Here is a 24,586-nt window from a genome sequence, read left to right as displayed (position 1 = left end):
TGATGAAATTTGCATTAAACCTTATCGACTGGCAGGCGAGAGCGCCTGGACTGAGCGAAACGTCACAGTGGCAGCAGTGGTCACGGCAGCCCTTTGCCATCGATCCCCGCGCGACTCAGGCAAAACTGACTGAATTACCGATGATGACCGCCCGACGACTGAACTCCGGCAGCAAACTCGCCGTCGAGTGCGGTCTGGCCATGCTGCGCCGGCATGCCATCGACGCGGTGCTCTACACCAGCCGCCATGGGGAGCTGGAGCGCAACTACCGAATCCTGCAGGCGCTGGCGACCGACCAGGCGGTCTCGCCCACCGATTTCACCATGTCGGTACACAACGCCGCGGTCGGCAACCTGACCATCGCGGCGAAGCAGCCGGTGGTCTCCTCATCGCTGTCGGCGGGGCGTGATACTTTTCAGCAGGGGCTGTGCGAGGTCATCTGCCTGCTGCAGGCGGGCTATCAGCGCGTGCTGATGGTCGATTTTGACGGTAATTTACCGGCGTTTTACCACCCGCATCTGCCGGAAGCGATGCCGACCTGGGCCTACGCCGTCGCGCTGGTGTTTGAAGCCGGTGATACGCTGCGCTGCAGTTCGCAGCGCGCAGACGAAAGCCCAGAGACGGCGCTGCCGCAAAGCCTGCTGTTTTTACAGCATGTGCTAAATGATGCCCCACACTTTACGCTGGCCGGCGACCACCGGCAGTGGCGCTGGAGCCGCGCGCAATGAGTTTCATCGCTCGCCTCAGTCAATGCTGGCGTCTGCTGATGACCGGAATGTGCTTCGCGCTGTTTGGCGTGGGCGGTTTGCTGCTGTCGCTGGTCTGGTTTAACCTCCTGTTACTCGCGGTGCGCCACAATAATACCCGTCGACGCATTGCCCGGCGCAGCATCTCCCTCAGTTTCCGCTTCTTTCTGCGGGTAGCGAAGCTCACCGGGGCGCTGGATTACCACATCGAGGGAGCCGCGCTGCTGCGTCAGGATCAAGGCTGTCTGGTGGTGGCGAACCACCCCACGCTGATCGATTACGTGCTGATCGCCTCCGTGATGCCGGAAACCGACTGTTTGGTTAAGAGCGCCCTGTTGAAGAACCCCTTCATCAGCGGTGTGATCCGCGCCGCGGACTACCTGGTCAACAGCCAGGCTGACGCCCTGCTGCCGCAAAGCCAACGGCGTCTGGCGCAGGGCGACACCCTCCTCATTTTCCCGGAGGGCACCCGTACCCGTCCTGGGGAAAGCATGTCGCTGCAGCGCGGCGCGGCCAATATCGCCGTGCGCTGTCAATGCGATCTGCGCATTGTGACGATTCGCTGTAGTGAGCGCCTACTCGATAAACAGAGCAAATGGTATAACGTGCCCCCCGCCAAACCGCGGTTTACCGTCACGGTGGGTGAACGGCTCTCCATTACCGATTATTATGACGCGAAAACACAAGAACCGGCGCTGGCGGCAAGGCAGCTTAACCGGCATCTTTTAAATAAATTACAAAACGTTGAAACACCTCTTTCAGGAATTAATGATGCAAGAGCTTTACCTTGAAATTAAAAATCTCATTATTAACACGTTAAATCTGGACGAGCTGAGCACCGATGACATCGACACCGATGCCGCGCTGTTCGGGGATGGATTAGGTCTGGACTCTATCGACGCATTAGAGCTGGGTCTGGCGGTGAAAAATCAGTACGGCATCATCTTGTCCGCCGAGAGTGAAGAGATGCGTCAGCACTTCTACTCCGTGGCGACGCTGGCCGCTTTTATTCACTCACAACGCGCCTGATAACGAGCCCGCTATGACAGAACAACACGCTATCTACCAAGAAGTCTCCACGCTTCTCACGAAACTGTTTGAAATCGCCCCGGAGGACATCACGCCCGAGGCGCGCCTGTATGAGGATCTGGAGCTGGACAGCATCGATGCCGTCGACATGATAGTGCATCTGCAGAAGAAAACCGGCAAGAAAATCAAGCCGGAAGAGTTCAAAGCCGTACGTACGGTGCAGGATGTCGTCGACGCCGTAGAGCGCCTGATGCAAGACGCCTAACCCCATGCGAGGCTTCAGAGGGCTACCTGTCGTTCAGGTAGCGACCGGCGCGCTGCTGCTGGCCTGGCCCTTTATTATCTGGTTTGGGCTGGCGCATAACGCTCTGCGCTGGCTGCTGCCGATATTGGCACTGCTGCTGGTTTTACGCCTACGCCAGGCGCGACAAAGCGCCGGGCCGATGCGCTTTGTCATGCAGAGCGTGGCGCTGGCGGGGATTGTGCTGTGCGTAACCAGCGCGCTGCTGAAAACCCACCAGCTGCTGCTGTTTTATCCGGTGGTCGTCAACACGGTAATGCTCAGCGTCTTCGCCGGCTCCCTGTGGAGCGCCATGCCGCTCGTCGAGCGGCTGGCGCGTCTGCGCCCCCCCGATCTTCCGCCGCAGGGTGTCCGCTACACTCGCCGCGTGACGCAGGTCTGGTGCCTCTTCTTCCTCGTTAACGGCACTATCGCGCTCTTTACTGCCCTGCATGGCGATATGCGGATGTGGACCACCTGGAACGGTATGGTCTCCTATCTGTTGATGGGCACACTGATGGTCGGCGAATGGCTGGTTCGCCGCCGGGTCATGAAACGAGATACACCATGAATCAGACGCTTCCCCTGTCGCAGTGGCTCAGTGCCCCGCGCAGTGACGAAACCGTCATCGCCTGGCTTGGCGATCGCAGCTGGACGCTGGGCCAGCTGCGCTACGATGTTGCCGCGCTACTCGCGCCCCTGCGAGAGCAAGAGGGCCAGCGCTGGGCGCTGTGCTTTGAGAACAGCTATCTGTTTATCGTGGCGCTGCTGGCGACGCTACACGCGGGGAAAACCCCGGTGATCCCCGGCCACTGCCGCCCCTCGCTGCTGGACGAACAGCGCGCGCTGTTCGACGGCGTACTGAGCGAAAGCCCGCTGGACTGGCGCGGCCCGCACCTGCAGGTTCACTCGGCTGACGACGGTCGCACCTGCGCCGCCGCGCTACCGCCCATACCCGCCGATGCCCTGGTGACGCTGTTCACCTCCGGCTCTACCGGGCAGCCTAAGCGGGTGGTGAAGCGCATCGCCGCCCTTGATGCTGAGGCCGCGCTGCTCGGCGCCCGCTTTGCCGAACGCCTCGCCGGCTGCCGGGTGGTCGCCTCCGTGGTGCCCCAGCACCTCTACGGCCTGACCTTCCGCATTTTTTTACCGATGGCGCTGGGGCTGCCGCTGCACGCCGCGATGACGCACTACGCTGAACAGCTGGCGGCGCTCAACCCACGCCACCGCTATCTCTTCGTCAGCAGCCCAGCGTTCCTTAAGCGTCTCGATCACCAGCTGGCGCCGCCGCCGCTCGCGATGCTGCTCTCCGCCGGCGGTATGCTGCCCTGGTGCGACGTGACCCGCTCACAGCGCTGGCTCGGCATCTGGCCGGATGAAATATACGGCAGCACCGAAACCGGGATCCTCGCCTGGCGTCACCGCCAGCGGGACAGCGTCCCATGGCTCCCCTTCCCCGGCGTGCACATCACGCCGGAGGGCGACGCCTTCCGCGTGAGATCCCCCCTGATCGCCGATCCTGACGGCCTGCTGCTTGACGATGTGCTGCGCTTTGGCGACGACGGACGCTTCTGCCTTGCCGGACGCCGTGGGCGCGTGGTGAAAATTGAAGAAAAACGCATTTCGCTGAGCGAGATAGAGCGGCGCTTGACCGACATCGACGGTATTCGCGAGGCGGCGGCCATCCCGATCACCCGCGGTGGCCGCCAGGGTATTGGCGTACTGCTGGTCCTTGACGATGCGCTCCGTCAGCGCTGGCAGGAGACCCACGGCAAAGCGCTGGCGCTGTCATGGCGCCGGGCGCTGCTGCCGTGGCTTGAGCCGGTGGCGATCCCCCGCTACTGGCGGGTACTGGACGAGATCCCGGTCAACAGTATGAACAAGCGCGTTTATGCCCAGCTACAGGAGTTATTTGATGAAACCTCATGAAATTAAGCGCCTGCAGACGCCGAACGGAGAGATGGCGATCGAACTCTATCTCGATCCGACCCTTTTCTGGTTTCAGGGCCATTTTGCGATCCAACCGCTGCTGCCCGGCGTCGCCCAGCTGGAGTGGGTGATGCACTATGCCACGACCCTGCTGGCGCCAGGCTTTCATTTTCACAGCATTCAGAACGTGAAGTTTCAGGCACCGCTGCTGCCCGGCACCACCGTCACCCTGGTGCTGAACTGGCTGCAGGCAAAGCAGATGCTGAGCTTCAGCTTCCAGCGCCATCAGGGCGAGATGCGCCACACCGCCAGCAGTGGGAAGATCCGACTATGCCAGTAGCGTTCTCCCCCTGTGTGCTGATCCCCTGCTATAACCACGGCGCGATGATGCCGAGGGTGCTGGCGCGTCTCGCGCCGTTCTCTCTGCCCTGCATCATTGTCGATGACGGCAGCGACGACGCCACGCGCGCGGCGCTGGAAACCCTGGCCGCAGAGCAGCCCCACGTGACGCTGCTGCGCCTCGCGCAAAACGCAGGTAAAGGCGTCGCCGTGATGCGCGGCCTACTGGCGGCACAGCAGCAGGGCTTCAGCCACGCGGTGCAGGTCGATGCCGATGGTCAGCACGCCATTGAAGATATTCCCCACATGCTGGCCCTGGCACAGCAGCACCCACAGTCGCTGATCTCCGGCCAGCCGATCTATGACGGGTCGATACCCCGCTCGCGGCGGTATGGCCGCTGGATTACTCACGTCTGGGTCTGGATTGAAACCCTCTCGCTGCAGCTTAAGGACAGCATGTGCGGCTTTCGCGTCTACCCGGTCGCCCCGACGCTGCAGTTGGCAAACCGGGTGAATATCGGCAAGCGCATGGATTTCGATATCGAGGTGATGGTTCGCCTCTACTGGCAAGGTAACACCAGCCATTTTATGCCCACCCGGGTGACTTATCCCGCAGATGGGCTGTCGCATTTTGACGCCCTGAAAGACAACCTGCGCATCTCCCTGATGCACACCCGGCTGTTCTTCGGCATGCTGCCGCGCATTCCCGCCCTGCTGCGCCGCCGCCGGACGGCGCACTGGGCGCAGCAGAAAGAGGTTAAGGGCCTGTGGGGCATGCGCTTTATGCTCGCCGTCTGGCGACTGCTCGGCCGCAACGCCTTTACCGTTCTGCTCTGGCCGGTGGTGGGCGTCTACTGGCTAAGCGCCGCGCGCGCCCGTCACGCTTCGCAGAACTGGCTGGCGCGCGTACGCCAGCAGCTCGCCCTGCGCCAGATGCCGATCCCCAAACCCTTTAACAGCTACCGCCACTTTCTGCGCTTCGCCAACGCGATGCTGGATAAAGTCGCCGGCTGGCGCGGCGAGCTGCGCTTTGGGCGCGACGTGGTGTTTGCCCCCGGCGCCGAAGCCGCGCTGGCGCTCGATAAGCCACAGGGCACGCTGCTGCTGGCCTCACATCTCGGCGATGTCGAAGCCTGTCGGGCGCTGGCGAGCCTGAAGGGGAACATCACCATCAACGCGCTGGTGTTCAGTGAAAACGCCCTGCGCTTCAAGCAGATAATGGAGGAGATGGCGCCAGAGGCCGGGGTCAATCTGCTGCCGGTGAACGATATTGGCCCGGAAACCGCCATTATGCTGAAAGAGAAGCTCGATCGCGGCGAATGGGTAGCCATCGTCGGCGATCGCGTGGCGATCAACCCGCAGCGCGGCGGCGACTTCCGCGTGACCTGGAGCCCGTTTATGGGCCAGCCTGCGCCCTTCGCCCAGGGGCCGTTTATTCTCGCCTCGATTCTGCGCTGCCCGGTGCTGCTGATGTTCGCCCTGTACCAGCAGGGCAAGCTGCATATCCACTGCGAAGCGTTTGCCGACCCGCTCCTGCTGCCGCGCGCCGAGCGCCAGGCCGCGCTGGAGCAGGCCATCCACCGCTACGCGGCGCGCCTCGAACACTACGCGCTGCTGTCGCCGCTGGACTGGTTTAACTTTTTTGACTTCTGGCAGCTGCCAGAGGCCGCCGATAAGGAGTAAAGGGTGCTGAGCGATCCCCGCTTTACCGCCGAAGTTGAGCTGACCGTCCCGTTTCACGACGTCGATATGATGGGCGTGGTATGGCACGGTAACTATTTTCGCTACTTTGAAATCGCCCGCGAGGCGCTGCTGAACCAGTTTGACTACGGCTATCGGCAGATGAAAGCCTCCGGCTACGTCTGGCCGGTGGTCGACACTCGGGTAAAGTACCGCGACGTACTGACCTTCGAGCAGCGTTTTCGCGTGCGCGCAACGCTGGAGGAGTTTGAGAACCGCCTGCGCATCGGCTATCAGATTTTCGACGCCGCCAGCGGCAAGCGCACCACGACCGGCTACACCATTCAAGTGGCGGTGGAAGAGCAAAGCCGGGAGATGTGCTTCGTCAGCCCGGCGATCCTGTTTGAACGTATGGGAGTCACACCATGAGATTCTGGCCCGTTATCCTGCTGCTGGTGAGCCCGCTCGTCAGCGCCGTCACCCTGGACGAACTGCAGCAGCGTTTTACCGAACAACCGGTGGTGCGCGCCCATTTCGAGCAGATCCGGACGATTAAAAGCCTGCCTCAGCCCCTGCGATCGCAGGGCGAGATGCTGATCGCCCGCGACACCGGCCTGCTGTGGGATCAGAAAACGCCGTTCCCGATGCGACTGATGCTCGATGACACGCGAATGGTACAGGTGATCAACCACCAGCCGCCGCAGGTGATCACCGCAGAGGATAACCCACAGATGTTCCAGTTTAACCATCTGCTGCGCGCCCTGTTCCAGGCCGACCGGACGGTGCTGGAGCAGAACTTCCGCATTGATTTTCAGGATCGGGGCCAGGGCCGCTGGACGCTGCGTCTGACGCCTATCACCACGCCGCTGGATAAGATCTTCGCCACCATCGATCTGGCGGGACATACCTATCTAGACACCATTCAGCTGAACGATAAACAGGGCGATCGCACCGATATCGCGCTTTCTCAACACCAACTGACGCCCGCAACGCTGACCCATGACGAACGCCAACGCTTTGCCGCCCAATAAGGATCGCCGCCCGGCGCTGCTGTGGGGCATGCTGTGCCTGGCGCTGCTGGGTACCCTGCTCATGCTGCTGCCGCAGTCGCGCATCAACAGCAGCGTGCTGGCAATGCTGCCCAAACACGCGCTGGGGGCGCTTCCCCCGGCGCTCAACGACGGCTTTATGCAGCGCCTCGATCGCCAGCTGGTATGGTTGGTCAGCCCTGGAAAAACCGCCGATCCCCGCGTGGCGCAGGCGTGGCTGAACGCGCTGCAAAGATCGCCGGCGCTCAGCGAGGTGAAAGGCCCGCTGGATGCGGCCGGTCAGCAGGCCTGGGGCGCGTTCTTCTGGCGTCACCGCAACGCGCTGATCGACAGCGCCACCCGCGCGCGCCTGCAAAACGGCGGCGAAGCGCAGGCGCAGTGGATCCTGGCCCAGATCTATTCGGCGTTTTCCGGCGTGAGCGGCAAAGAGCTCAGCCAGGATCCGCTGATGCTGATGCGCGGATCGCAGCTGGCGATGGCGCAGAACAGCCAGCGCCTGCAGCTGAAGGACGGCTGGCTGGTGACCCAGGACGAGGACGGTCGCTACTGGTATCTGCTGCACGGCGAACTGGCGGGCAACTCCTTCGATATGCAGCAAACTCACCGCCTGGTGACGACGCTGAGCACGCTTGAGCGCGAGCTTCAGGCCCGTTATCCCCAGGCGCGGCTGCTCGCCCGCGGGACGGTGTTCTACAGCGACTATGCCAGCCAGCAGGCCAAACGCGATATTTCGACCCTCGGCGTCGCGACCATTCTGGGGGTGATCCTGCTGATCGTGATCACCTTCCGCTCCCTGCGTCCGCTGCTGCTGTGCCTGATCTCCATTGGCATCGGCGCGCTGGCGGGCAGCGTCGTGACGCTGCTGCTGTTTGGTGAGCTGCATCTGATGACGCTGGTGATGAGCATGAGCATCATCGGCATTTCGGCTGACTATACGCTCTATTACCTTACCGAACGGATGGTCCACGGCGCGGAGAATACGCCGTGGCAAAGCCTGCTAAAGGTACGCAGCGCCCTGCTGCTGGCGCTGCTCACCACCGTTGCCGCCTACCTGATCATGATGCTGGCGCCCTTCCCCGGGATTCGCCAGATGGCGGTATTCGCGGCCGTCGGCCTGAGCGCCGCCTGCCTGACGGTGCTGTTCTGGCACCCGTGGCTCTGCCGCGATTTGCCGGTGCGCCCGGTCCCCGCCATGGTGCCGATGCTGCGCTGGCTGGCGGCCTGGCGGCGCGACAACCGACTGCGCATTGGAGTGCCGGCGGCGCTGGCGCTGCTGTCCCTCGCCGGTCTGGCGCAGCTGAAAGTCAATGACGATATCTCGCAGCTGCAGGCGCTACCGTCGTCAATTCAGGCGCAGGAGAAAGCGATCACCCGCCTGACCGGACAAAGCGTCGATCAGAAGTGGTTTGTGGTTTACGGCGATACGCCGGAGCAAACCCTGACCCGCATGGAGGCCTTTATCCCGGCGCTGGAGGCGGCGCGACGAGACGGGGCGCTGAAGCGCTACCGTACCGTTCCATTGAACTCGCTGGCGCGTCAGCAGCAGGATCTGCGGCTGCTGCGTGAGGCGGCGCCGACGGTCGAACATACGCTGCAAAGCGCCGGGCTCAGCGCCGCCACGCCGGACCTCAGTCCGATGCCCGTCAGCGTTGACGCCTGGCTGCAAAGCCCGGCCAGCGAAGGCTGGCGCCTGATGTGGCTGACGCTGCCGAGCGGCGCCAGCGGGGTGCTCATTCCGGTGGACGGCGTCACCGACAGCCCTGCGCTGGCGGCGCTGGCGGCGAAGCAGCCCGGCGTTGCCTGGGTCGATCGTAAGCTGACCTTCGATGCGCTGTTTGCCGAGTACCGAACCCTGCTGACCGGCCTGCTCGGCGTGGCGCTGGCGGTGATCGCCTGCGGCGCGGTGGTGCGCCTGGGCCTACGCAAGGGGCTGATAAGCCTGGTGCCATCGGTACTGTCGCTCGGCTGTGGGCTGGCCGCGCTGTCGTTCAGCGGCCATTCGCTAAACCTGTTTTCACTGCTGGCGCTGGTGCTGGTGCTCGGCATCGGCATCAACTACACCCTGTTCTTCAGTAACCCACGCGGGACGCCGCTGACCTCGCTGCTGGCGATTACCCTCGCGATGCTGACCACCTTACTCACCCTTGGCATGCTGATCTTCAGCGCCACCCAGGCTATCAGCAGCTTCGGCATCGTGCTGGTGAGCGGTATTTTCACCGCTTACCTGCTCTCGCCGTTAGCGATGCCGGACAAAAAACGGGAAAAACGATGATAACCTCCCCCTTCTGGCGCACCGTCGCCCTGCTGGCTGCCTTCACCCTCGCGGGCTGTAGCCACTCCACTCCGGAAAACCCGGGGCGCCCCCAGGCCTGGCTTGAGCCGGGCGTACGCGTAACGCTGCCAAAGCCGGGGATCGCCCCGGCGGTCAACGCGCAGCAGCTGCTGACCGGCCGCGTTAACGGCAAGACCCAGTCGCTGCTGGTGATGCTCAACGCCGACGACAACAGGCTGACCCTGGCGGGGCTCTCCTCCGTGGGCATCCGCCTGTTTCTCTTGACCTACGATGAGACAGGGCTGCACACCGAACAGTCGATCGTCGTGCCGCAGCTGCCGCCGGCGAGCCAGGTGCTGGCAGACGTGATGCTAAGCCACTGGCCGATTAGCGACTGGCAGCCGCTGCTGCCAACGGGCTGGACCCTCATCGATAAGGGGGATAAACGTGAGCTGCGCAATGCCCACGGCGCGCTGGTGACGGAGATCACCTATCTGCAGCGCAAGGGGAAACGTGAGCCGATCAGCATTGAACAGCACGCCTTTAAATACCACATTACCATTCAATATCTGGGTGAGTGAGATGATCTACATTTCTGCCATCGGCATGATTAATGCGCTGGGCAGCAACGCCGCAGAGGCGGCGGCGAACCTGACCCGCGGCGTCGCCCCGGGCATGCGCCCGCGCGCAGGCTGGCTGCTGGGCTTCCCTGACGCGGTGCTGGGCGGCGTCGATGCCGCGCTGCCGCCGATCCCCGATCGCTTTGCCGCGCACCGTTCGCGCAATAACCAGCTACTCCTGGCCGCGCTGGCGCAGATCCAGCCGCAGGTGGATGACGCCATCGCGCGCTATGGCCGCGATCGCATCGCCGTGGTGATGGGCACCAGCACCTCGGGGCTTGACGAGGGCGACACGCACGTCAATTTATCGCTGAACCAGCAGCCGAGCCCGCACTGGCAGTATCCGCAGCAGGAGCTGGGCGATCCGTCGCGCTTCCTCAGCCGCTGGCTGGCGCTGGAAGGACCGGCGTTCACCCTGTCCACCGCCTGCTCGTCCAGCGCCAGGGCCATCATCAGCGGACGCCGCCTGATTGAGGCCGGGCTTGCCGACGTGGCGATCGTCGGCGGCGCGGACACCCTGAGCCGGATGCCGATCAACGGCTTTAACAGCCTGGAATCCCTCTCTCCCACGCTGTGCCAGCCGTTTAGCCGCGATCGCGGCGGCATTACTATCGGTGAAGGCGCCGCGCTGATGGTGCTAACGCGCCAGCCCCAGCCGATTGCGCTGCTGGGCGTGGGAGAATCCAGCGATGCCTGGCACATCTCGGCGCCGCATCCGCAGGGCGAAGGGGCGATCCGGGCGATTACGCAGGCGCTGAACGACGCCGGACTGCCGCCGCAGGCGGTGGGCTATATCAACCTGCACGGCACCGCCACGCCGCTCAACGATCAGATCGAAGCCCAGGTGGTGCACGACCTGTTTGGCGAACATACGCCATGCAGTTCGACCAAACACTTAACCGGGCATACGCTGGGGGCGGCGGGGATCACCGAGGCGGCGATCGCCGCGCTGATTCTGCAAATGCGACTGCCGCTGCCGCCGCAGGACTTCAGCCGCGGCGAGATTGACCCGTCGCTGCCCGCCTGCGGGATCCTGCGCGAAGCACAGCCACTGGCCCGGCCGGTGATCCTGTCCAACTCGTTTGCCTTTGGCGGTAACAACGCCAGCATTCTGCTGGGGAGCGTATCATGAGCCACTATCTGCCCCCCGCGCACTATCTGCCGCACGACGCGCCGATGCTGCTGCTAGAAGAGGTGCTGAGCGTCACAGACAGCACGGCGCACTGCCGGGTCACCGTCAGTCGCCGCGGCGTGCTGGCGCCGTTTGTCGATACCCACGGTCAGCTCCCCGGCTGGTATGCGCTGGAGCTGATGGCGCAGACCGTCGGCGTATGGTCGGGCTGGCACCGTCAGCAGGCCGGTAAGGCGTGCATTGCGCTCGGCATGGTGCTCGGCGCGCGCGAGCTGGTGTGCGCCGCAGGGTGTTTCCCGGCCGAGACCGCGCTGGAGATAGAGGTAACGCTGCTGATGCAGGATCAGCGCTTTGGCAGCTTTGAGTGCGCCATTAGCGCAGAGGGCGTCCCGCTCGCCAGCGGACGCATCAACACCTTCCAGCCGACGACTGAAGAATTAATAACGCTTTTTAATAAAGGGGATAGCGCATGAGTCGCTCAGTACTGGTCACCGGGGCCAGTAAAGGAATTGGACGTGCGATTGCCCGTCAGCTCGCCGCCGACGGCTTTACCGTGGGCGTTCACTACCACCGCGACGAAGCGGGCGCACAAGAAACCCTGGCCGCCATTCAGCAGGCGGGCGGCCGCGGGCGCGTGCTCAGCTTTGACGTCGGCCAGCGCGAGCAGTGTCGCGAGGTGCTGGAGCAGGAGATAGCCCAGCACGGCGCATGGTACGGCGTGGTCAGCAACGCGGGCATAACCCGCGACGGCGCGTTTCCGGCCCTGAGTGAAGACGACTGGGACAGCGTGATCCATACCAACCTCGACAGCTTTTACAACGTCATTCACCCGTGCATTATGCCGATGATCGGCCTGCGTCAGGGCGGGCGTATCATTACCCTGTCGTCGGTTTCCGGCGTGATGGGCAACCGCGGCCAGGTGAACTACAGCGCGGCGAAAGCGGGGATCATCGGCGCCACCAAAGCGCTGGCGATTGAGCTCGCCAAGCGCAAAATCACCGTCAACTGTATTGCGCCCGGGCTGATTGAGACCGGGATGATCGCGATGGAAGAGACCGCGCTGAAAGAGGCGATGGCGATGATCCCGATGAAACGCATGGGCCAGGCCGACGAAGTGGCCGGGCTTGCCCGCTATTTAATGTCTGACATTGCGGGCTACGTGACCCGACAGGTCATTTCCATCAACGGAGGGATGCTATGACACGTCGCGTAGTGATTACCGGAATGGGCGGCGTAACCGCCTTTGGCGAGAGCTGGGACGCCGTCTCCCGCCGCCTGCTCGGCTACGAAAACGCGGTGCGTAAAATGCCGGAGTGGCAGGTCTATGACGGCCTCCACACCCTGCTCGGCGCCCCGATCGACGACTTCACGCCGCCGGAGCACTATACCCGCAAGCGCATCCGCTCGATGGGCCGCGTTTCGCTGCTCTCGACCCGCGCCAGCGAACTGGCGCTGACGCAGGCCGGGCTGATCGACGATCCGGTGCTAACCAACGGTGAAACCGGGATTGCCTATGGCTCCTCCACCGGCAGCACCGGCCCGGTGAGCGAGTTCGCCACCATGCTGACCGAAAAGCACACCAACAACATCACCGGCACCACCTACGTGCAGATGATGCCGCACACCACGGCGGTGAACACCGGGCTGTTCTTCGGCCTGCGCGGACGAGTGATCCCCACCTCCAGCGCCTGCACCTCCGGCAGCCAGGCCATCGGCTACGCCTGGGAAGCCATCCGCCATGGCTACCAGACCGTGATGGTAGCGGGCGGCGCAGAGGAGCTCTGCCCTTCAGAAGCGGCGGTGTTCGATACGCTGTTCGCCACCAGCCAGCGTAACGACGAACCCAAGACCACCCCCTCCCCATTCGACCAACGGCGCGACGGGCTGGTGATTGGCGAAGGCGCGGGAACGCTGGTGCTGGAAGCGTTAGAGCACGCTAAAGCGCGAGGCGCGACCATCTACGGAGAAATCGTCGGCTTTGCCACCAACTGCGACGCCGCACACATCACTCAGCCGCAGCGCGACACCATGCAAATGTGTATGCAGCAGGCGCTGAACATGGCCGGCCTTAGCGCGCGCGATATTGGCTATCTTTCCGCCCACGGCACCGCCACCGACCGCGGCGATATTGCGGAAAGCCAGGCCACCGCGGCGATTTACGGCGATAGCGTGCCGATCTCCTCGCTGAAAAGCTATTTTGGCCACACGCTGGGCGCCTGCGGCGCGCTGGAGGCCTGGATGAGCCTGCAGATGATGCGCGAGGGCTGGTTTGCACCGACCATCAACCTGACGCAGCCGGACGCACAGTGCGGCGCCTTGGACTACATCATGGGAGAGGCCCGCCGCATTGACTGCGAGTACCTGCAGAGCAACAACTTTGCCTTCGGCGGGATCAACACCTCCATCATCATTAAGCGCTGGGCGTAGCATACCGTATGCCGCGGATCCGCCTGGGAGCGTCTCAGCGCTGCCGGCGCGGATCCACGCTGCGCGTCGTCGAAGCCCGCGCCGTCGGGCTGACCAGGCGCGCGCCTCTCGCCGATGCGCCTTACCCTGCCCCGCCGTCGTATCTCCCCCATCATCAAAACGACCAACCGGCGTTTGCGAGCGCAAGAACACAGTGACGTAGCCTTAGCCCCGGCGACAATGAATAAGCGAGAGCGGCAATCGCCCGCGCTTTTCCGACGTCGTTTATCGCGCAAGAGGTCGTTTATCGCGAATAGATGGCCGGTGGCAATCGTGCCTGAACACCGCAGATATGACAGAACGCGACAGCGGCGATATTTATCGCTCATCATCCGACGAAAAACAGATATATTCATAGCATATGGCCTTCGCAATATCCATTTTACACTAAATTCACCCGGCGCATTACCGCGGCGATCGCCATTATTCCCGGACAACGCCCCTCAAATAATAATTAAAGATTATGTCAGCAATGCAATGGATATATATTTATATATGGGATAAGTCTGAAAATTCGCCGCGCCATTGCTTTTTGAATCCGATTATTTATTAATGATTCGACTTATAACCGAGCGGCGTTTATTTCATTATCCACCCAGATCCATCCAGCGCAGATAATAAGGTAAAACGTTCTTTCTTATCACCACAATAAATATAACTAACGATAAATGCAAAACTCGCATCCCTATTATCCTGACCCAACGCCGCGCATCAGCGCGAGTATCGCCGTCAGAAAAAATAGTTTATTTATCTCTGCGATTGCGCTGGCATGCGCCTTTTCATCTCAGGCCGCATCAATCGCACCGCCGCTGATGGGACACCCCTTTATCCACCAACAGCAGCGTCAACAGGCGCTCGAACAGCAAATGACGCCGGTGGCGCCCGATATCCGCCTGGCGCCCCCGGCGTTGCCCCCCCTTGACGGTGCGTTTCCGCGTGAGGTGCCCTGCTTCCCTATTTCTCAGGTGCAGGTCAGCGGCACCGAGGCATTACCCCACTGGCTTCCCTTAGCCCGCCTCGCCAACCAGGCGATCGGCCATTGCCTTGGCGTACAGGGCATTAACCTGCTGATGTCCACCCTACAAAACCGCCTTATCGACCACGGCTGGGTGACGACCCGCGTGCTGGCGCCGCAGCAGGATCTGACGCAGGGTACGCTTGCGCTGGCCGTGGTGCCTGGTCGCATACGTCAGGTGCGTTTTACCGAAGATTCCGATACCTATGCCTTACGCTATAGCGCCATGCCTGCCCGCGAAGGGAATGTGCTGGATCTGCGGGATATCGAACAGGGGCTGGAGAATTTACAGCGTTTGCCGAGCGTTGACGCTACGGTGGAGCTGCATCCCGGCAATCATCCGGGGGAAAGCGATATTGTCATTACCCGCAAACAGGAAAAAATGTGGCGGGTTAATCTGTGGGTAGATAATACCGGTACAGAGAGCGCTGGAAAAAACCAGGGGGGGATGATGTTAGCCCTGGATAATCCACTCGCCCTCAGCGATCTGTTTTATGTCACCGCCACCCGAGACCTGCTGTTTACGGACGCGAAAGCATCGACCAACTACAGCGCGCACTATTCTGTGCCGTTCGGTTACTGGCAGCTGGTATTCACCGGGAGTAAATATAACTACGTCCAAACCGTAGCGCTGCTTAATGGCGATGCGCGTTATAAAGGGCGCAGTGAAAATATCACGATGCAGCTCAGCAATGTGCTGTATCGCAATACCTCGGGCAAAACGACCCTGAACTATGGCGTGGATCTGCGCCAGACCCGCAACTTTATTCAAGAGACTGAGATAGAGAACCAGAAACGCCGCACCAGCAGCTGGCGGGTTGGGCTGACGCACCGACAGTATTTCGCCTCTGCCATTCTGGATGTGGGCGGGAGCTATCAGCGCGGCACCCGCTGGTTCGGCGCCATTCCCGCGTTTGAGGAGTACCGCGATCGTGACGGCGGAGGCTATGCCACCGCACTCTCCCGTATTTTACAGCTCTCCGCGTCGTTGACGCTCCCCTTCTCGATGGGTGAACAGCAGTTTCAATTACACAGTGAATACCTGCGCCAGCTGAGCGCGACGCCGCTGACACCGCAGGATCAGTTTTCCATCGGTAATCGCTGGAGCGTTCGCGGTTTTGATGGCGAACGCACGCTGAACAGTGACGACGGTTGGTATCTGCGTAACACGCTATCTTGGCAGACGCCGCTGCCGCAGCAGCAGCTGTATATCGGCGCAGATTACGGCCGGGTAGACGGCCATAACCGCAGCGAACTGATCGGACGAACCCTTGCGGGCGGCGTGATTGGCCTGAAAGGCGGCTATTACCCCGCGGGGCTTTCATATGATTTCGCCGTCGGTACACCGCTGTCCAAACCGGACGGCTTCAAGACTGACAATGCGGTCGTTAATTTTTCGGTGAACTGGCAGTACTGACGGGGACGCGTGATGGCGGTGCTAATGACCAGACTGATGATGCAGGTAATAACCCATGAATAAACGCTGTTATCGTGTCGTTTTTAATCACTCCCGTCAGATGATGATGGTGGTATCCGAGTTAGCCAAAAATCATAGCGCGGATAACGCCCGGGCCCCGCGCCGCGTGGATACCCGAAAGCTGACCGCCGTCATCTCCCCACTGCGTCTGACCATGATGCTGCTGCTGGGCTGGATTGCCCTGCCCGCCAGCGCTGGCGGTATTGTGGCGGACGGCGCGGCGCCCGGCAATCGACAGCCGTCGGTGCTCTCCAGCGCCAACGGTACGCCGCAGGTGAATATTCAGACCCCCAACCGCGATGGGGTATCCCGTAATCAGTACCGTCAGTTCGATATCGATCGTAAAGGCGCCATCCTCAATAACAGCGCAATCCATACGCAGACGCAGCTGGGCGGCATGATCACCGCCAACCCGTGGCTGGCAAAAGGCGAGGCGAAGATCATTCTCAATGAGGTCAACAGCGCCAACGCGAGCCAGCTCAACGGTTTTATTGAGGTGGCGGGTAAGCGGGCGGACGTGATTATTGCCAATCCGGCCGGGATCACCTGTAACGGCTGTGGCTTTATCAATGCCGGACAGACTACGATGGCCGCCGCGCAGACGCTGCTGGAGCAAGGGCGAGTCGCGGGGTTTGAGGTAGACAGAGGCCAGATTGCCATCGGCGGCGGCGGCATGAACGATGTGCAAAGTGACCACACCCGGCTGATCGGCCGCGCGGTGGAGGTCAACGCCAAGCTGCATGCCCAGGAGTTGACCATCACCACCGGGCATAATATCACCGATGCGCAAGGCAACGTGGTAAGGCAAAAACAGCGCGCGGGCGATGCGCCCGCCTTTGCGCTGGATGTCGCCGCGGTCGGCGGCATGTATAGCGACAAAATTAAGCTGGTCGGCACGGAGCATGGGGTTGGCGTGCGCAATGCGGGCATCATCGGGGCACAGGTTGGCGAACTGAGCCTGAGCGCCGACGGTCAATTGCAGAACAGCGGCATTCTTACCGCCGCCGCGGACGTGAAGGTGACGCTGACGGATAGCTTCACCAACGCGGGCACCGTCAGCGCTGGGCGAGATATTCAGCTGAAAACGGCCGGGGATATGGATAACCGGAAACAGCTCGTCGCAGGACGCCATATCACCTCTGACAGTCGGGCGCTGAGTAACGCCAGCGGGGCCGTTATGGCGGCCGGCGTCGATCACGACGGCAGACTCACGCAGCGCGGCGACCTTGTCCTGAACGCCGCGAACGCAGCCGCCCTGAACGGGCTGCAGCTGGCGCAGGACCGTATAGCGGTATCGGCACAGGATCTCTCGCTGCAGGGCAGCCGCAGCGCCGCCGACGCCGTCACGCTGCGCGCGGCCACTCGGCTGGAACTGCACAACGCGACGGTGACCGCCGCCGACACGCTCACGGCGGTGGCGCCGGACGGCATTAATAACCACAGCGGCAGGCTGAGCGCCGGCGCACTGACGCTGAGCAGCCGCAGGCTGGACAACACCCAGGGGCAGATTATCCAGTTCGGCGCAGAGGATCTGGCGCTGACGCATGAGAACGGGATAATCAATAACGGCGGCACGATCGCCGCCAACGGCCGCGATCTCACGCTGAATGCAGACAGGATCGATAACCGCGGCGGGCGCATTCAGCACGCCGGTGACGGCGCTGTCCGCATCGCCACCGCGGATTTTAGCGGCCAAGAGGGCGCGATACGCTCCAATGGCAGCCTGATAATGAAAGGCGGGAGCTATCAGCTGGATAACAGTGAAACCTCCGCCCGCAGTATCAGCGCGCAGATCCAGTCGCTGTCACACCGCGCCGCTACGCTGATACAGCGCGACAGCGGTGCGCTGACATTGGCCGTACAGCACACCCTGGACAACGCGCAGGGGGTCATCGCCGGACAACACGTCACGCTCCGCGCCGACGCACTGAACAATCAGCGCGGAAAAATTCAGGGCAGCGCGACTACGCAGCTAACGGTGACCGAGAAAACGGATAATCACGGCGGGGAGATCCGCGCGGGCAGGCAGCTGAGCGTCTCGACCCGTGCGCTGGACAACGCGCAGGGCATCGTAGCCGGCGATGAAGAGGCGCGGCTTACCACGGAGCACCTCACCAATACGCAGGGCACGCTGAGGGCCGGTCAGGCGCTGGCCATTACCAGCGGAACGCTCAGCGGTGACGGGAGTCTCCTCTCGTCTGGCGATATGGCCCTGACGCTGAATGATCGGTTCATCAACCAGCACAATGTACAGGCTGACGGCAGCCTGCTGATCGCGGCACACCAGGGCATTCAAAATGATGCACGGATCCAAGGGGGAAACGCGCTAACCCTTGAAACCCCATGGCTGATCAATACTCGCAACGCCGAAATCAGCGCCGATCAGGCCACGCTGAACGTACGCAATACCCTCACCAATACCGGATTGATTGACGGCATCAAGACGCAGATTAACGCCGGCACCCTGAACAATACCGCCTCTGGGCGGCTCTACGGTGATGATATTGCGCTGCAGGCCGCGCTGATTAATAACACGGCCGCCGCAGATAACGCCCGCTCGGCGGTGATCGCCGCCCGCAGCAGCCTGAACATCGGCAGCGCGACCCTGAATAACGCCGGAGAGAGCCTGATCTATAGCCAGGGACCGCTGAATATCGGGCGTAGCCTGGATGCCAATGGCCGCGCGACCGGCAGCGCCGAGCGCTTTAACAATATGGGCGCCACCCTCGAATCGCAGGGAAATATGACCCTGAGCATCGGGGAGATCAACAATATCAATACGAACCTGGTCACCCAGGTGGCCGAAATCAGCCGTCAGCAGCGCCACGAGGGGGTACTGAAAGGCCACACACAGCGTTTTGACTGGAAGGATATTGATATCAGCCATAAAAATAAATATGGCGTCCATAGCGCAGTGATGCCGGACGGCAGCCGTGATGAGGCGTTTTACGAATATCGCTATACCCGGGTTATTCAGGAAACACAGGTGATCACGACGGAGCCCGGGATTATTCAATCCGCGATGACGCTGACCATCAACGGTGACAAGCTGGTGAATCAGGACAGCCGCGTTATGGCAGGGGATCTGCTGATAGCAACGATTAATGACCTGCAGAATAGCGCGACGCCGGGCGTTCATATTGTCACCGACGCAGGAACCCAAACCCGTTGGTGGGCCAAAAAGAAAAAGCGCCCCATCGGCGGAACAAAAACATCCCAGGGAAAGGAGAGCAGCGACTACTCCCCTCCCCCGCAGACCACATCTATCGACCTTGCGGTACAGAAATGGGAGGCCAATGCGCAGACCGACGTTCAGACGCGGGACAGCGCCGGACGCACGCCGCTGGCCATCACTACGGTTCCGCTGGTTTCTGCCACGGACAGCGCGCCGGTGGAGGCGGTGATCCGTACCGCGAATCCCCCGTTAACCCTGCCAAAGAATAACCTGTTTAGGGTGCAACCGGGCAGTGACAGCCAATACCTGGTGGAGACGGATCCGCGCTTCACCAACCACAAAAAATGGCTGGCGACCGATTACATGCAGCAGGCCATGCTGGGCGATCACCAGCAGGCGCACAAACGGCTGGGGGACGGCTACTACGAGCAGAGGCTGGTCTCTGAGCAGATTGTGAAATTGGCCGGGCAGCGTTATCTGGGCGACTACCGCAGTGACGAAGCGCAGTTCCAGGCGCTGATGGACAACGGTATCACCTTTGGCCAAACGTTTAATTTGCCCCTGGGCACGGCGCTGACCGCAGAGCAGATGACGCTGCTGACGAGCGATATCGTCTGGCTGGTGGAACAAACCGTGACACTGGCGGACGGCAGCAGCGAAACGGTGCTGGTGCCGCAGGTTTATGCCCGGCTAAAGCCGGGAGATTTAGGCGCCGACGGCGCGCTGCTGTCCGGTAAAAACACGCAGTTTACCGTTAACGATCAGCTCATGAACAGCGGCAGCATGCTCAGCCAAGAGGCGCTGCGGGTGAATGCCGGGGATATCCTCAATCTGGGAACCATCCGCAGCAATGACCTCCTGCTCAGCGCGCAGCGTAGCCTCAGCAACATCGGCGGTACGCTTATCGGCGGCCGCGCCCTGACCATGAATGCGGAAAATATCCACAGTGAAACGACCCTGACGGAAGCGGCGGACAGCCGACATCTCAACCGTATTGCCGGCGTGTATATACAGCACGATGCGGGCCGACTGACGATGAACGCAACAGATTCTGTCACGCTGGCGGCGTCAGACATTCAGAACCGGGGCCAGGACGCTAAAACCGCCATTACCGCCGGCGGCGACATCACCCTGGCGACGGTGACCACCACCCGTACCGAAAACGGCGACTGGGGCGCGGATAACTACCGCCGCCTCAGCGAACAGGCCGACGTCGGTACACAGCTTATCGGCGGGAGCATCGCCCTCAACGCCGGACGGGATATCACGGCCACGGCGGCGACGGTGGCGGCGGATAGCGCCCTGACGGCCTCGGCGGGACGCGATATAACCCTAAACGCCGGGACGGTGGCGACCGATCTGGTTGAACACAGCCGACAGCACAGCAAAGGTCTCCTTTCGGCGTCGTCGCTGGAAACCCATGACGAGGTACAGCACCAACGGGCGGCCAGCAGCCAGCTCAGTGGCCACACCGTTACCCTGCGTGCCGGAGATAACCTCACGACCGAGGGCAGCCAGGTGATTGCGGACGGCGACCTGAGCGCCCACGCGGGAAAAAATATCACCGTCACCACCGCGGATGAGATGCGTAACGAAGCCCACCTGCGCGCAGAGAAAAATAGCGGACTGATGGGCTCCGGGGGCATCGGGTTTACCATCGGAACACGTTCCCTGACACAGACGACGGACAGCCACAGCCAGCAGCACCAGGGCAGTACCCTGGGCAGCACCGGGGGCGATGTCACGCTGAGCGCCGGTGAAAACCTTACGCTGCACGGCAGCGATGTGATCGCGCAGAAAGATATAAACCTGACCGGTCAGTCCGTTACGATAAGCGCAGCGGAAAACACCCACACGGAGCTGACCAAAACCGAGCAGAAGCAGAGCGGGCTGACGCTCGCCCTGAGCGGAACGGTAGGCAGCGCGCTGAATGCCGCCGTGCAGACGGCGAATCAGGCAAAAGAGACGGATGACAGCCGGATCAAAGCGCTGCAGTCGATCAAAGCGGGGCTATCCGCGGTTCAGGCGGCTGGAGGCGCGCGTCTGGCTGACGCCTCTCAGGGTGAGAGCGGCGCATCCATCGGGATTAACCTCTCCTTTGGCAGCAGCACCGCCAAGTCCGAAACCGAAACGCGCCAGACCACGGCGCAGAGCAGCGGCGTCAGCGCCGGTAACAACCTGACCGTCAGCGCGACAGGCAAAGCCCCCGACAGCGGCAATATTGCCGTCACCGGCAGCGCGCTACAGGCCGGTGGCGATATTGCACTCGATGCCCAGCATGATATCACCCTGCTATCGGCCCAAAACACCCAGACGGTGGACGGCAAAAACAGCAGCCAGGGTAGCAGCGTGGGGGTCGGGATAACCTTCGGCTCCAACGGCGTGGGATTCAATGTCAACGCCAGCGTCAATAAAGGCAAAGGGTTTGAAAAAGGCAACAGCCGCTATGCCACGGATACCACGGTGAACGCGGGCAACACCCTGACGCTGAGCAGCGGTAATGACACCACCCTGAAAGGGGCGCAGATACAGGGGGAGAACGTGGTGGCGAATGTCGGCAATAATCTGATCCTACGCAGTGAACAGGCGATGGATAACTATGAAGCCAAGCAGTCCAGCTTCAGCGCCGGGGGGAGCATCGGCTTCGGCAATGGCTCTCTGAACATCGCCGCCAGCCGCGATAAGATGCACAGCGACTATGCCTCGGTGGAGAACCAGACCGGCATCTTTGCCGGTAAAGGCGGCTTTGATATCACCGTGGGTAATCATACCCAACTGGACGGCGCGGCCATTGCCAGCGCGGCCAATCAGGAGAGCAATCGCCTCGATACCGGAACCCTGGGCTTTACCGAAATCGACAACCGGGCTGAGTTCAAGGCACAGCACCAGGGGTTTGGCCTTAGCTCGGGCGGCAGCATTGGCGGCCAGTTCGCGGGCAATATGGCCAATAGCCTGTTGGCCGGCGCCAACCATCAGGCGCATGCCCGCGGCACCACCCAATCGGCAATCGCCGACGGCGCGATCGTCGTGCGCGATCGGGCCAACCAACAGCAGGATGTCGCCGGATTAGCGCGCGACACGGAGCGGGCGCACCAGCCTCTCTCCCCTATCTTCGACAAGGAGAAAGCGCAGCGGCGCCTGCAGCAGGCCCAGCTGATCGGTGAGATTGGCAATCAGGTGGCCGATATTGCGCGGACAGAGGCCGAGATCGTCGGGGAGAAAGCCAAGCGTGACCCGACGGCCCTGAGTCAGGCCCGTACCGCGCTGGCGGCCAGCGGTAAGCCGTTTACCGAGCAGGATGTGGCGCAGCGGGCGTATAACACTGGCATGCGCGACTCCGGGTTGGGTACCGGCGGCGCATACCAGCAGGCGATCCAGGCGGCCACGGCGGCGGTACAGGGGCTGGCGGGCGGCAACCTGCAGGCGGCGCTGGCGGGCGGCGCGGCGCCGTATATTAGTGAGATAATCAAACAGAGCACCCCGGACGGCGCGGGCCGGGTGGCGGCCCATGCGGTGGTAAATGCGGCGCTGGCCGCAGCACAGGGGAATCATCCCCTTGCCGGAGCCGCGGGTGCGGCCACCGGCGAAATCGTCGGCATGCTGGCCACTGAGATGTACCAGAAACCGGTCGCTGAGCTCAGCGAAACCGAGAAACAGACCGTTTCAGCACTGGCCACCGTTGCCGCCGGACTGGCCGGCGGCCTGGTGGGTGACTCGGGTGCCTCTGCACTCGCCGGCGCACAGTCGGGTAAGACGACGGTGGAGAATAATCTTCTAGGCGACGGATTTAAACTGCCAAAAGGGCTGACGGATTATGGATTATCAGCGACCACTCTAGCTATATCAATGTCACAGGATGGCAAATCACCACAAGAGATTACCGCCGCATTATCTAAACATGCAAAGGGTAACCTTTTAGAAAAACAAGATCCTGCCAGTGGTTTACTGATCGCGTGGGCACCCGTTCCTATTATTGTGGGAAGTATGGCTATTGCACCAGCGACTGTCGCATATGGATTAGTGTTTGGCGGAGCATTAGGCGGAACTGCTGATGCGACACAGCAATTTATAACGATGAGTTCTGGAGAATCATATAGCTATACAGATACTTTGATCGCAATAGGCACAGGGGCTTTGACTCAGGGGAAAAGTGTCATATTTACCACAGTGGTGAATGGCGGTGGTGCATATTTAGGAAGCTCAGTTAAGCATGAAGATCCAACGGCTTCAGTTGTTGGTTCTATTTTTGGCTCACTTTTGGGGGGAGCAACATCAAATAAAGTTACTAATAAACTAATAGATAAAGGGTATGGTCCCGTCACATCAGGGGTTGCTGGAGATGTTATTGGTTCATTTGCAGAAAGAAATGTTGACTTCCAATCCCAAAAAATCACCATGGATAATAAAGATGAAAAAAAATAAATTATTTAACATGAAGATATTTATCTGGATACTTTTCTTTCCTGTAATAACCAGTGTGCTAGGTGTCGCTGGAATATATCTTGGTAGTATTGTTGCTTTTTTTAAAACTGGTTTCCTCTCTTTAGATATACCATCATCAACAATACTTAATACAATTAAATCCGGGGTAATTATTGGTTTGTTATTAGGTCTTAGCCTATGGATTTGGGGAATAGTTATCCCTGAGTTGACAAAAAAATTTAAATCAGATAACAAAGATGATAGTGGAGAATAATTTACTCGGCGACGGGTTTAAACTGCCAAAAGGGCTGACGGATTATGGTGCAGCAGCACAATCCTGGAATCAGTATGCTGAAAAAAATGGGCTGACGCCCGAACAGAAGCAGGCAGGGCTGGATAGGCTGGCAAAAGGCGATCTGCCGGAGGATACCAATATCACCAAAGCTATTGTTGAAGGTTATCAGGATGGTGTGATGATTGCCGAAACGTGGTATCTGGGACCAGCAGCATCAGTCAGGAAAGTGATTGGTGGCGGGATAATTGCGGAGATAGCCAACGGAAGTTACCAGTGGTTTGACCTGAGCCAGCCGGGTAATGAAAACAAAAGTTGGGACTGGAAAAGCAGTACCAGTGCAGGCATTACAGGGATACTTGCACCGGGAAGGAGTATTGGACAAAACGTCGGAATTGCGATGGGCAGTGCATTTTTCACTGATGGACCGGATACTGGATCTATTGGCGGAGCTGCTGCTGGAGCATGGGCCGGTGGACTGTTCGGGGAATATGCATCAGGAATTGTGAATTCATTAACTAGTAAAAAAGTACCTGGCTTTATATTTAACACGACAGGTTCCTTTAGTAGTGAAATTTTAGGTGGATATATAAAAGATGCAGTAAATGGCACACAACTATCCTCCGAAAGAAATAAGGAAGTGGGGGAATGATTGCATATATT

20 protein-coding genes are annotated in these 24,586 nt (G+C 60.8%); all 20 read left to right on the top strand.

Annotated features, from left to right (window positions below):
* Positions 1-2 precede the first annotated feature (2 nt).
* The 20 genes from L1P05_RS04165 to L1P05_RS04070 all read left to right on the top strand — a co-directional run bounded on the left by L1P05_RS04165 (position 3) and on the right by L1P05_RS04070 (position 24,575).
* Positions 3-728 (top strand): beta-ketoacyl synthase chain length factor, encoded by a 726-nt coding sequence (locus L1P05_RS04165; RefSeq protein ID WP_012847703.1) that lies wholly within the window; start codon positions 3-5, stop codon positions 726-728.
* Positions 725-1,537 carry a lysophospholipid acyltransferase family protein gene (locus tag L1P05_RS04160; protein ID WP_012847702.1) on the top strand — a complete coding sequence of 271 codons (813 nt, stop codon included), beginning with the start codon at positions 725-727 and terminating at the stop codon, positions 1,535-1,537. Before L1P05_RS04165 ends, L1P05_RS04160 begins: the two co-directional genes overlap by 4 nt.
* Positions 1,518-1,775: a phosphopantetheine-binding protein gene (locus L1P05_RS04155; protein ID WP_012847701.1), complete on the top strand. Its 258-nt coding sequence runs from the start codon at positions 1,518-1,520 to the stop codon at positions 1,773-1,775. Before L1P05_RS04160 ends, L1P05_RS04155 begins: the two co-directional genes overlap by 20 nt.
* A 13-nt stretch (positions 1,776-1,788) precedes the next feature.
* The gene (locus L1P05_RS04150; protein WP_012847700.1) at positions 1,789-2,040 is read left to right on the top strand and encodes an acyl carrier protein; all 252 of its coding nucleotides are present in this window, start codon (positions 1,789-1,791) and stop codon (positions 2,038-2,040) included.
* A gap of 4 nt (positions 2,041-2,044) precedes the next feature.
* The gene (locus L1P05_RS04145) at positions 2,045-2,626 is read left to right on the top strand and encodes a COG4648 family protein (RefSeq protein ID WP_012847699.1); all 582 of its coding nucleotides are present in this window, start codon (positions 2,045-2,047) and stop codon (positions 2,624-2,626) included.
* A complete protein-coding gene (locus L1P05_RS04140) occupies positions 2,623-3,984 on the top strand; it encodes an AMP-binding protein (protein ID WP_012847698.1) in 1,362 nt (453 codons plus the stop codon). Before L1P05_RS04145 ends, L1P05_RS04140 begins: the two co-directional genes overlap by 4 nt.
* A complete protein-coding gene (locus L1P05_RS04135) occupies positions 3,971-4,324 on the top strand; it encodes an ApeI family dehydratase (RefSeq protein ID WP_012847697.1) in 354 nt (117 codons plus the stop codon). Before L1P05_RS04140 ends, L1P05_RS04135 begins: the two co-directional genes overlap by 14 nt.
* Positions 4,315-6,006, top strand: a complete 1,692-nt coding sequence (locus L1P05_RS04130; RefSeq protein WP_015461049.1) for a glycosyltransferase family 2 protein — start codon at positions 4,315-4,317, stop codon at positions 6,004-6,006. Before L1P05_RS04135 ends, L1P05_RS04130 begins: the two co-directional genes overlap by 10 nt.
* 3 nt (positions 6,007-6,009) lie before the next feature.
* Positions 6,010-6,432 carry an acyl-CoA thioesterase gene (locus tag L1P05_RS04125; protein WP_012847695.1) on the top strand — a complete coding sequence of 141 codons (423 nt, stop codon included), beginning with the start codon at positions 6,010-6,012 and terminating at the stop codon, positions 6,430-6,432.
* Positions 6,429-7,034, top strand: coding sequence for an outer membrane lipoprotein carrier protein LolA (locus tag L1P05_RS04120; RefSeq protein WP_012847694.1), 606 nt, complete (start codon positions 6,429-6,431; stop codon positions 7,032-7,034). The genes L1P05_RS04125 and L1P05_RS04120 overlap by 4 nt, the downstream gene beginning before the upstream one ends.
* On the top strand, positions 7,003-9,324 hold the full coding sequence (locus L1P05_RS04115; protein WP_041692491.1) for an MMPL family transporter: 2,322 nt from the start codon (positions 7,003-7,005) through the stop codon (positions 9,322-9,324). The genes L1P05_RS04120 and L1P05_RS04115 overlap by 32 nt, the downstream gene beginning before the upstream one ends.
* A complete protein-coding gene (locus L1P05_RS04110; protein ID WP_012847692.1) occupies positions 9,321-9,905 on the top strand; it encodes a DUF3261 domain-containing protein in 585 nt (194 codons plus the stop codon). The genes L1P05_RS04115 and L1P05_RS04110 overlap by 4 nt, the downstream gene beginning before the upstream one ends.
* Position 9,906: 1 nt before the next feature.
* Positions 9,907-11,076 carry a beta-ketoacyl-[acyl-carrier-protein] synthase family protein gene (locus L1P05_RS04105; RefSeq protein WP_012847691.1) on the top strand — a complete coding sequence of 390 codons (1,170 nt, stop codon included), beginning with the start codon at positions 9,907-9,909 and terminating at the stop codon, positions 11,074-11,076.
* Positions 11,073-11,549 (top strand): hotdog family protein, encoded by a 477-nt coding sequence (locus L1P05_RS04100; protein ID WP_012847690.1) that lies wholly within the window; start codon positions 11,073-11,075, stop codon positions 11,547-11,549. The genes L1P05_RS04105 and L1P05_RS04100 overlap by 4 nt, the downstream gene beginning before the upstream one ends.
* Positions 11,546-12,277 carry a 3-ketoacyl-ACP reductase FabG2 gene (locus tag L1P05_RS04095; RefSeq protein ID WP_012847689.1) on the top strand — a complete coding sequence of 244 codons (732 nt, stop codon included), beginning with the start codon at positions 11,546-11,548 and terminating at the stop codon, positions 12,275-12,277. The genes L1P05_RS04100 and L1P05_RS04095 overlap by 4 nt, the downstream gene beginning before the upstream one ends.
* Positions 12,274-13,503 (top strand): beta-ketoacyl-ACP synthase, encoded by a 1,230-nt coding sequence (locus tag L1P05_RS04090; protein ID WP_012847688.1) that lies wholly within the window; start codon positions 12,274-12,276, stop codon positions 13,501-13,503. The genes L1P05_RS04095 and L1P05_RS04090 overlap by 4 nt, the downstream gene beginning before the upstream one ends.
* 707 nt (positions 13,504-14,210) lie before the next feature.
* Complete coding sequence (locus L1P05_RS04085; RefSeq protein ID WP_012847686.1) at positions 14,211-15,974, top strand: ShlB/FhaC/HecB family hemolysin secretion/activation protein; 1,764 nt, start codon at positions 14,211-14,213, stop codon at positions 15,972-15,974.
* Between the two features lie 55 nt (positions 15,975-16,029).
* Entirely contained in the window at positions 16,030-23,631 is a 7,602-nt protein-coding gene (locus tag L1P05_RS04080) for a two-partner secretion domain-containing protein (protein WP_080783500.1), read from the top strand.
* Positions 23,618-23,905 (top strand): hypothetical protein, encoded by a 288-nt coding sequence (locus tag L1P05_RS04075; RefSeq protein ID WP_012847684.1) that lies wholly within the window; start codon positions 23,618-23,620, stop codon positions 23,903-23,905. Before L1P05_RS04080 ends, L1P05_RS04075 begins: the two co-directional genes overlap by 14 nt.
* Positions 23,895-24,575 carry a hypothetical protein gene (locus L1P05_RS04070; RefSeq protein ID WP_012847683.1) on the top strand — a complete coding sequence of 227 codons (681 nt, stop codon included), beginning with the start codon at positions 23,895-23,897 and terminating at the stop codon, positions 24,573-24,575. The genes L1P05_RS04075 and L1P05_RS04070 overlap by 11 nt, the downstream gene beginning before the upstream one ends.
* The last annotated feature ends 11 nt before the right edge of the window (positions 24,576-24,586 follow it).

Source organism: Edwardsiella piscicida, assembly GCF_021733145.1.
Lineage (GTDB): Bacteria > Pseudomonadota > Gammaproteobacteria > Enterobacterales > Enterobacteriaceae > Edwardsiella > Edwardsiella piscicida.
Note: the sequence above shows the minus strand (reverse complement) of the source record. Positions and strands in the feature narration are given on the sequence as shown.

Excerpts from the sequence above, each read along its gene's own strand:
- L1P05_RS04100 (WP_012847690.1), top strand. The coding sequence starts at position 11,073 with ATGAGCCACTATCTGCCCCCCGCGCACTATCTGCCGCACGACGCGCCG.
- L1P05_RS04145 (WP_012847699.1), top strand. The coding sequence starts at position 2,045 with ATGCGAGGCTTCAGAGGGCTACCTGTCGTTCAGGTAGCGACCGGCGCG.
- L1P05_RS04135 (WP_012847697.1), top strand. The coding sequence starts at position 3,971 with ATGAAACCTCATGAAATTAAGCGCCTGCAGACGCCGAACGGAGAGATG.
- L1P05_RS04080 (WP_080783500.1), top strand. The coding sequence starts at position 16,030 with ATGAATAAACGCTGTTATCGTGTCGTTTTTAATCACTCCCGTCAGATG.
- L1P05_RS04105 (WP_012847691.1), top strand. The coding sequence starts at position 9,907 with ATGATCTACATTTCTGCCATCGGCATGATTAATGCGCTGGGCAGCAAC.
- L1P05_RS04155 (WP_012847701.1), top strand. The coding sequence starts at position 1,518 with ATGCAAGAGCTTTACCTTGAAATTAAAAATCTCATTATTAACACGTTA.
- L1P05_RS04140 (WP_012847698.1), top strand. The coding sequence starts at position 2,623 with ATGAATCAGACGCTTCCCCTGTCGCAGTGGCTCAGTGCCCCGCGCAGT.
- L1P05_RS04160 (WP_012847702.1), top strand. The coding sequence starts at position 725 with ATGAGTTTCATCGCTCGCCTCAGTCAATGCTGGCGTCTGCTGATGACC.
- L1P05_RS04150 (WP_012847700.1), top strand. The coding sequence starts at position 1,789 with ATGACAGAACAACACGCTATCTACCAAGAAGTCTCCACGCTTCTCACG.
- L1P05_RS04090 (WP_012847688.1), top strand. The coding sequence starts at position 12,274 with ATGACACGTCGCGTAGTGATTACCGGAATGGGCGGCGTAACCGCCTTT.
- L1P05_RS04130 (WP_015461049.1), top strand. The coding sequence starts at position 4,315 with ATGCCAGTAGCGTTCTCCCCCTGTGTGCTGATCCCCTGCTATAACCAC.
- L1P05_RS04095 (WP_012847689.1), top strand. The coding sequence starts at position 11,546 with ATGAGTCGCTCAGTACTGGTCACCGGGGCCAGTAAAGGAATTGGACGT.
- L1P05_RS04075 (WP_012847684.1), top strand. The coding sequence starts at position 23,618 with ATGAAAAAAAATAAATTATTTAACATGAAGATATTTATCTGGATACTT.
- L1P05_RS04110 (WP_012847692.1), top strand. The coding sequence starts at position 9,321 with ATGATAACCTCCCCCTTCTGGCGCACCGTCGCCCTGCTGGCTGCCTTC.
- L1P05_RS04120 (WP_012847694.1), top strand. The coding sequence starts at position 6,429 with ATGAGATTCTGGCCCGTTATCCTGCTGCTGGTGAGCCCGCTCGTCAGC.
- L1P05_RS04115 (WP_041692491.1), top strand. The coding sequence starts at position 7,003 with ATGACGAACGCCAACGCTTTGCCGCCCAATAAGGATCGCCGCCCGGCG.
- L1P05_RS04085 (WP_012847686.1), top strand. The coding sequence starts at position 14,211 with ATGCAAAACTCGCATCCCTATTATCCTGACCCAACGCCGCGCATCAGC.
- L1P05_RS04165 (WP_012847703.1), top strand. The coding sequence starts at position 3 with ATGAAATTTGCATTAAACCTTATCGACTGGCAGGCGAGAGCGCCTGGA.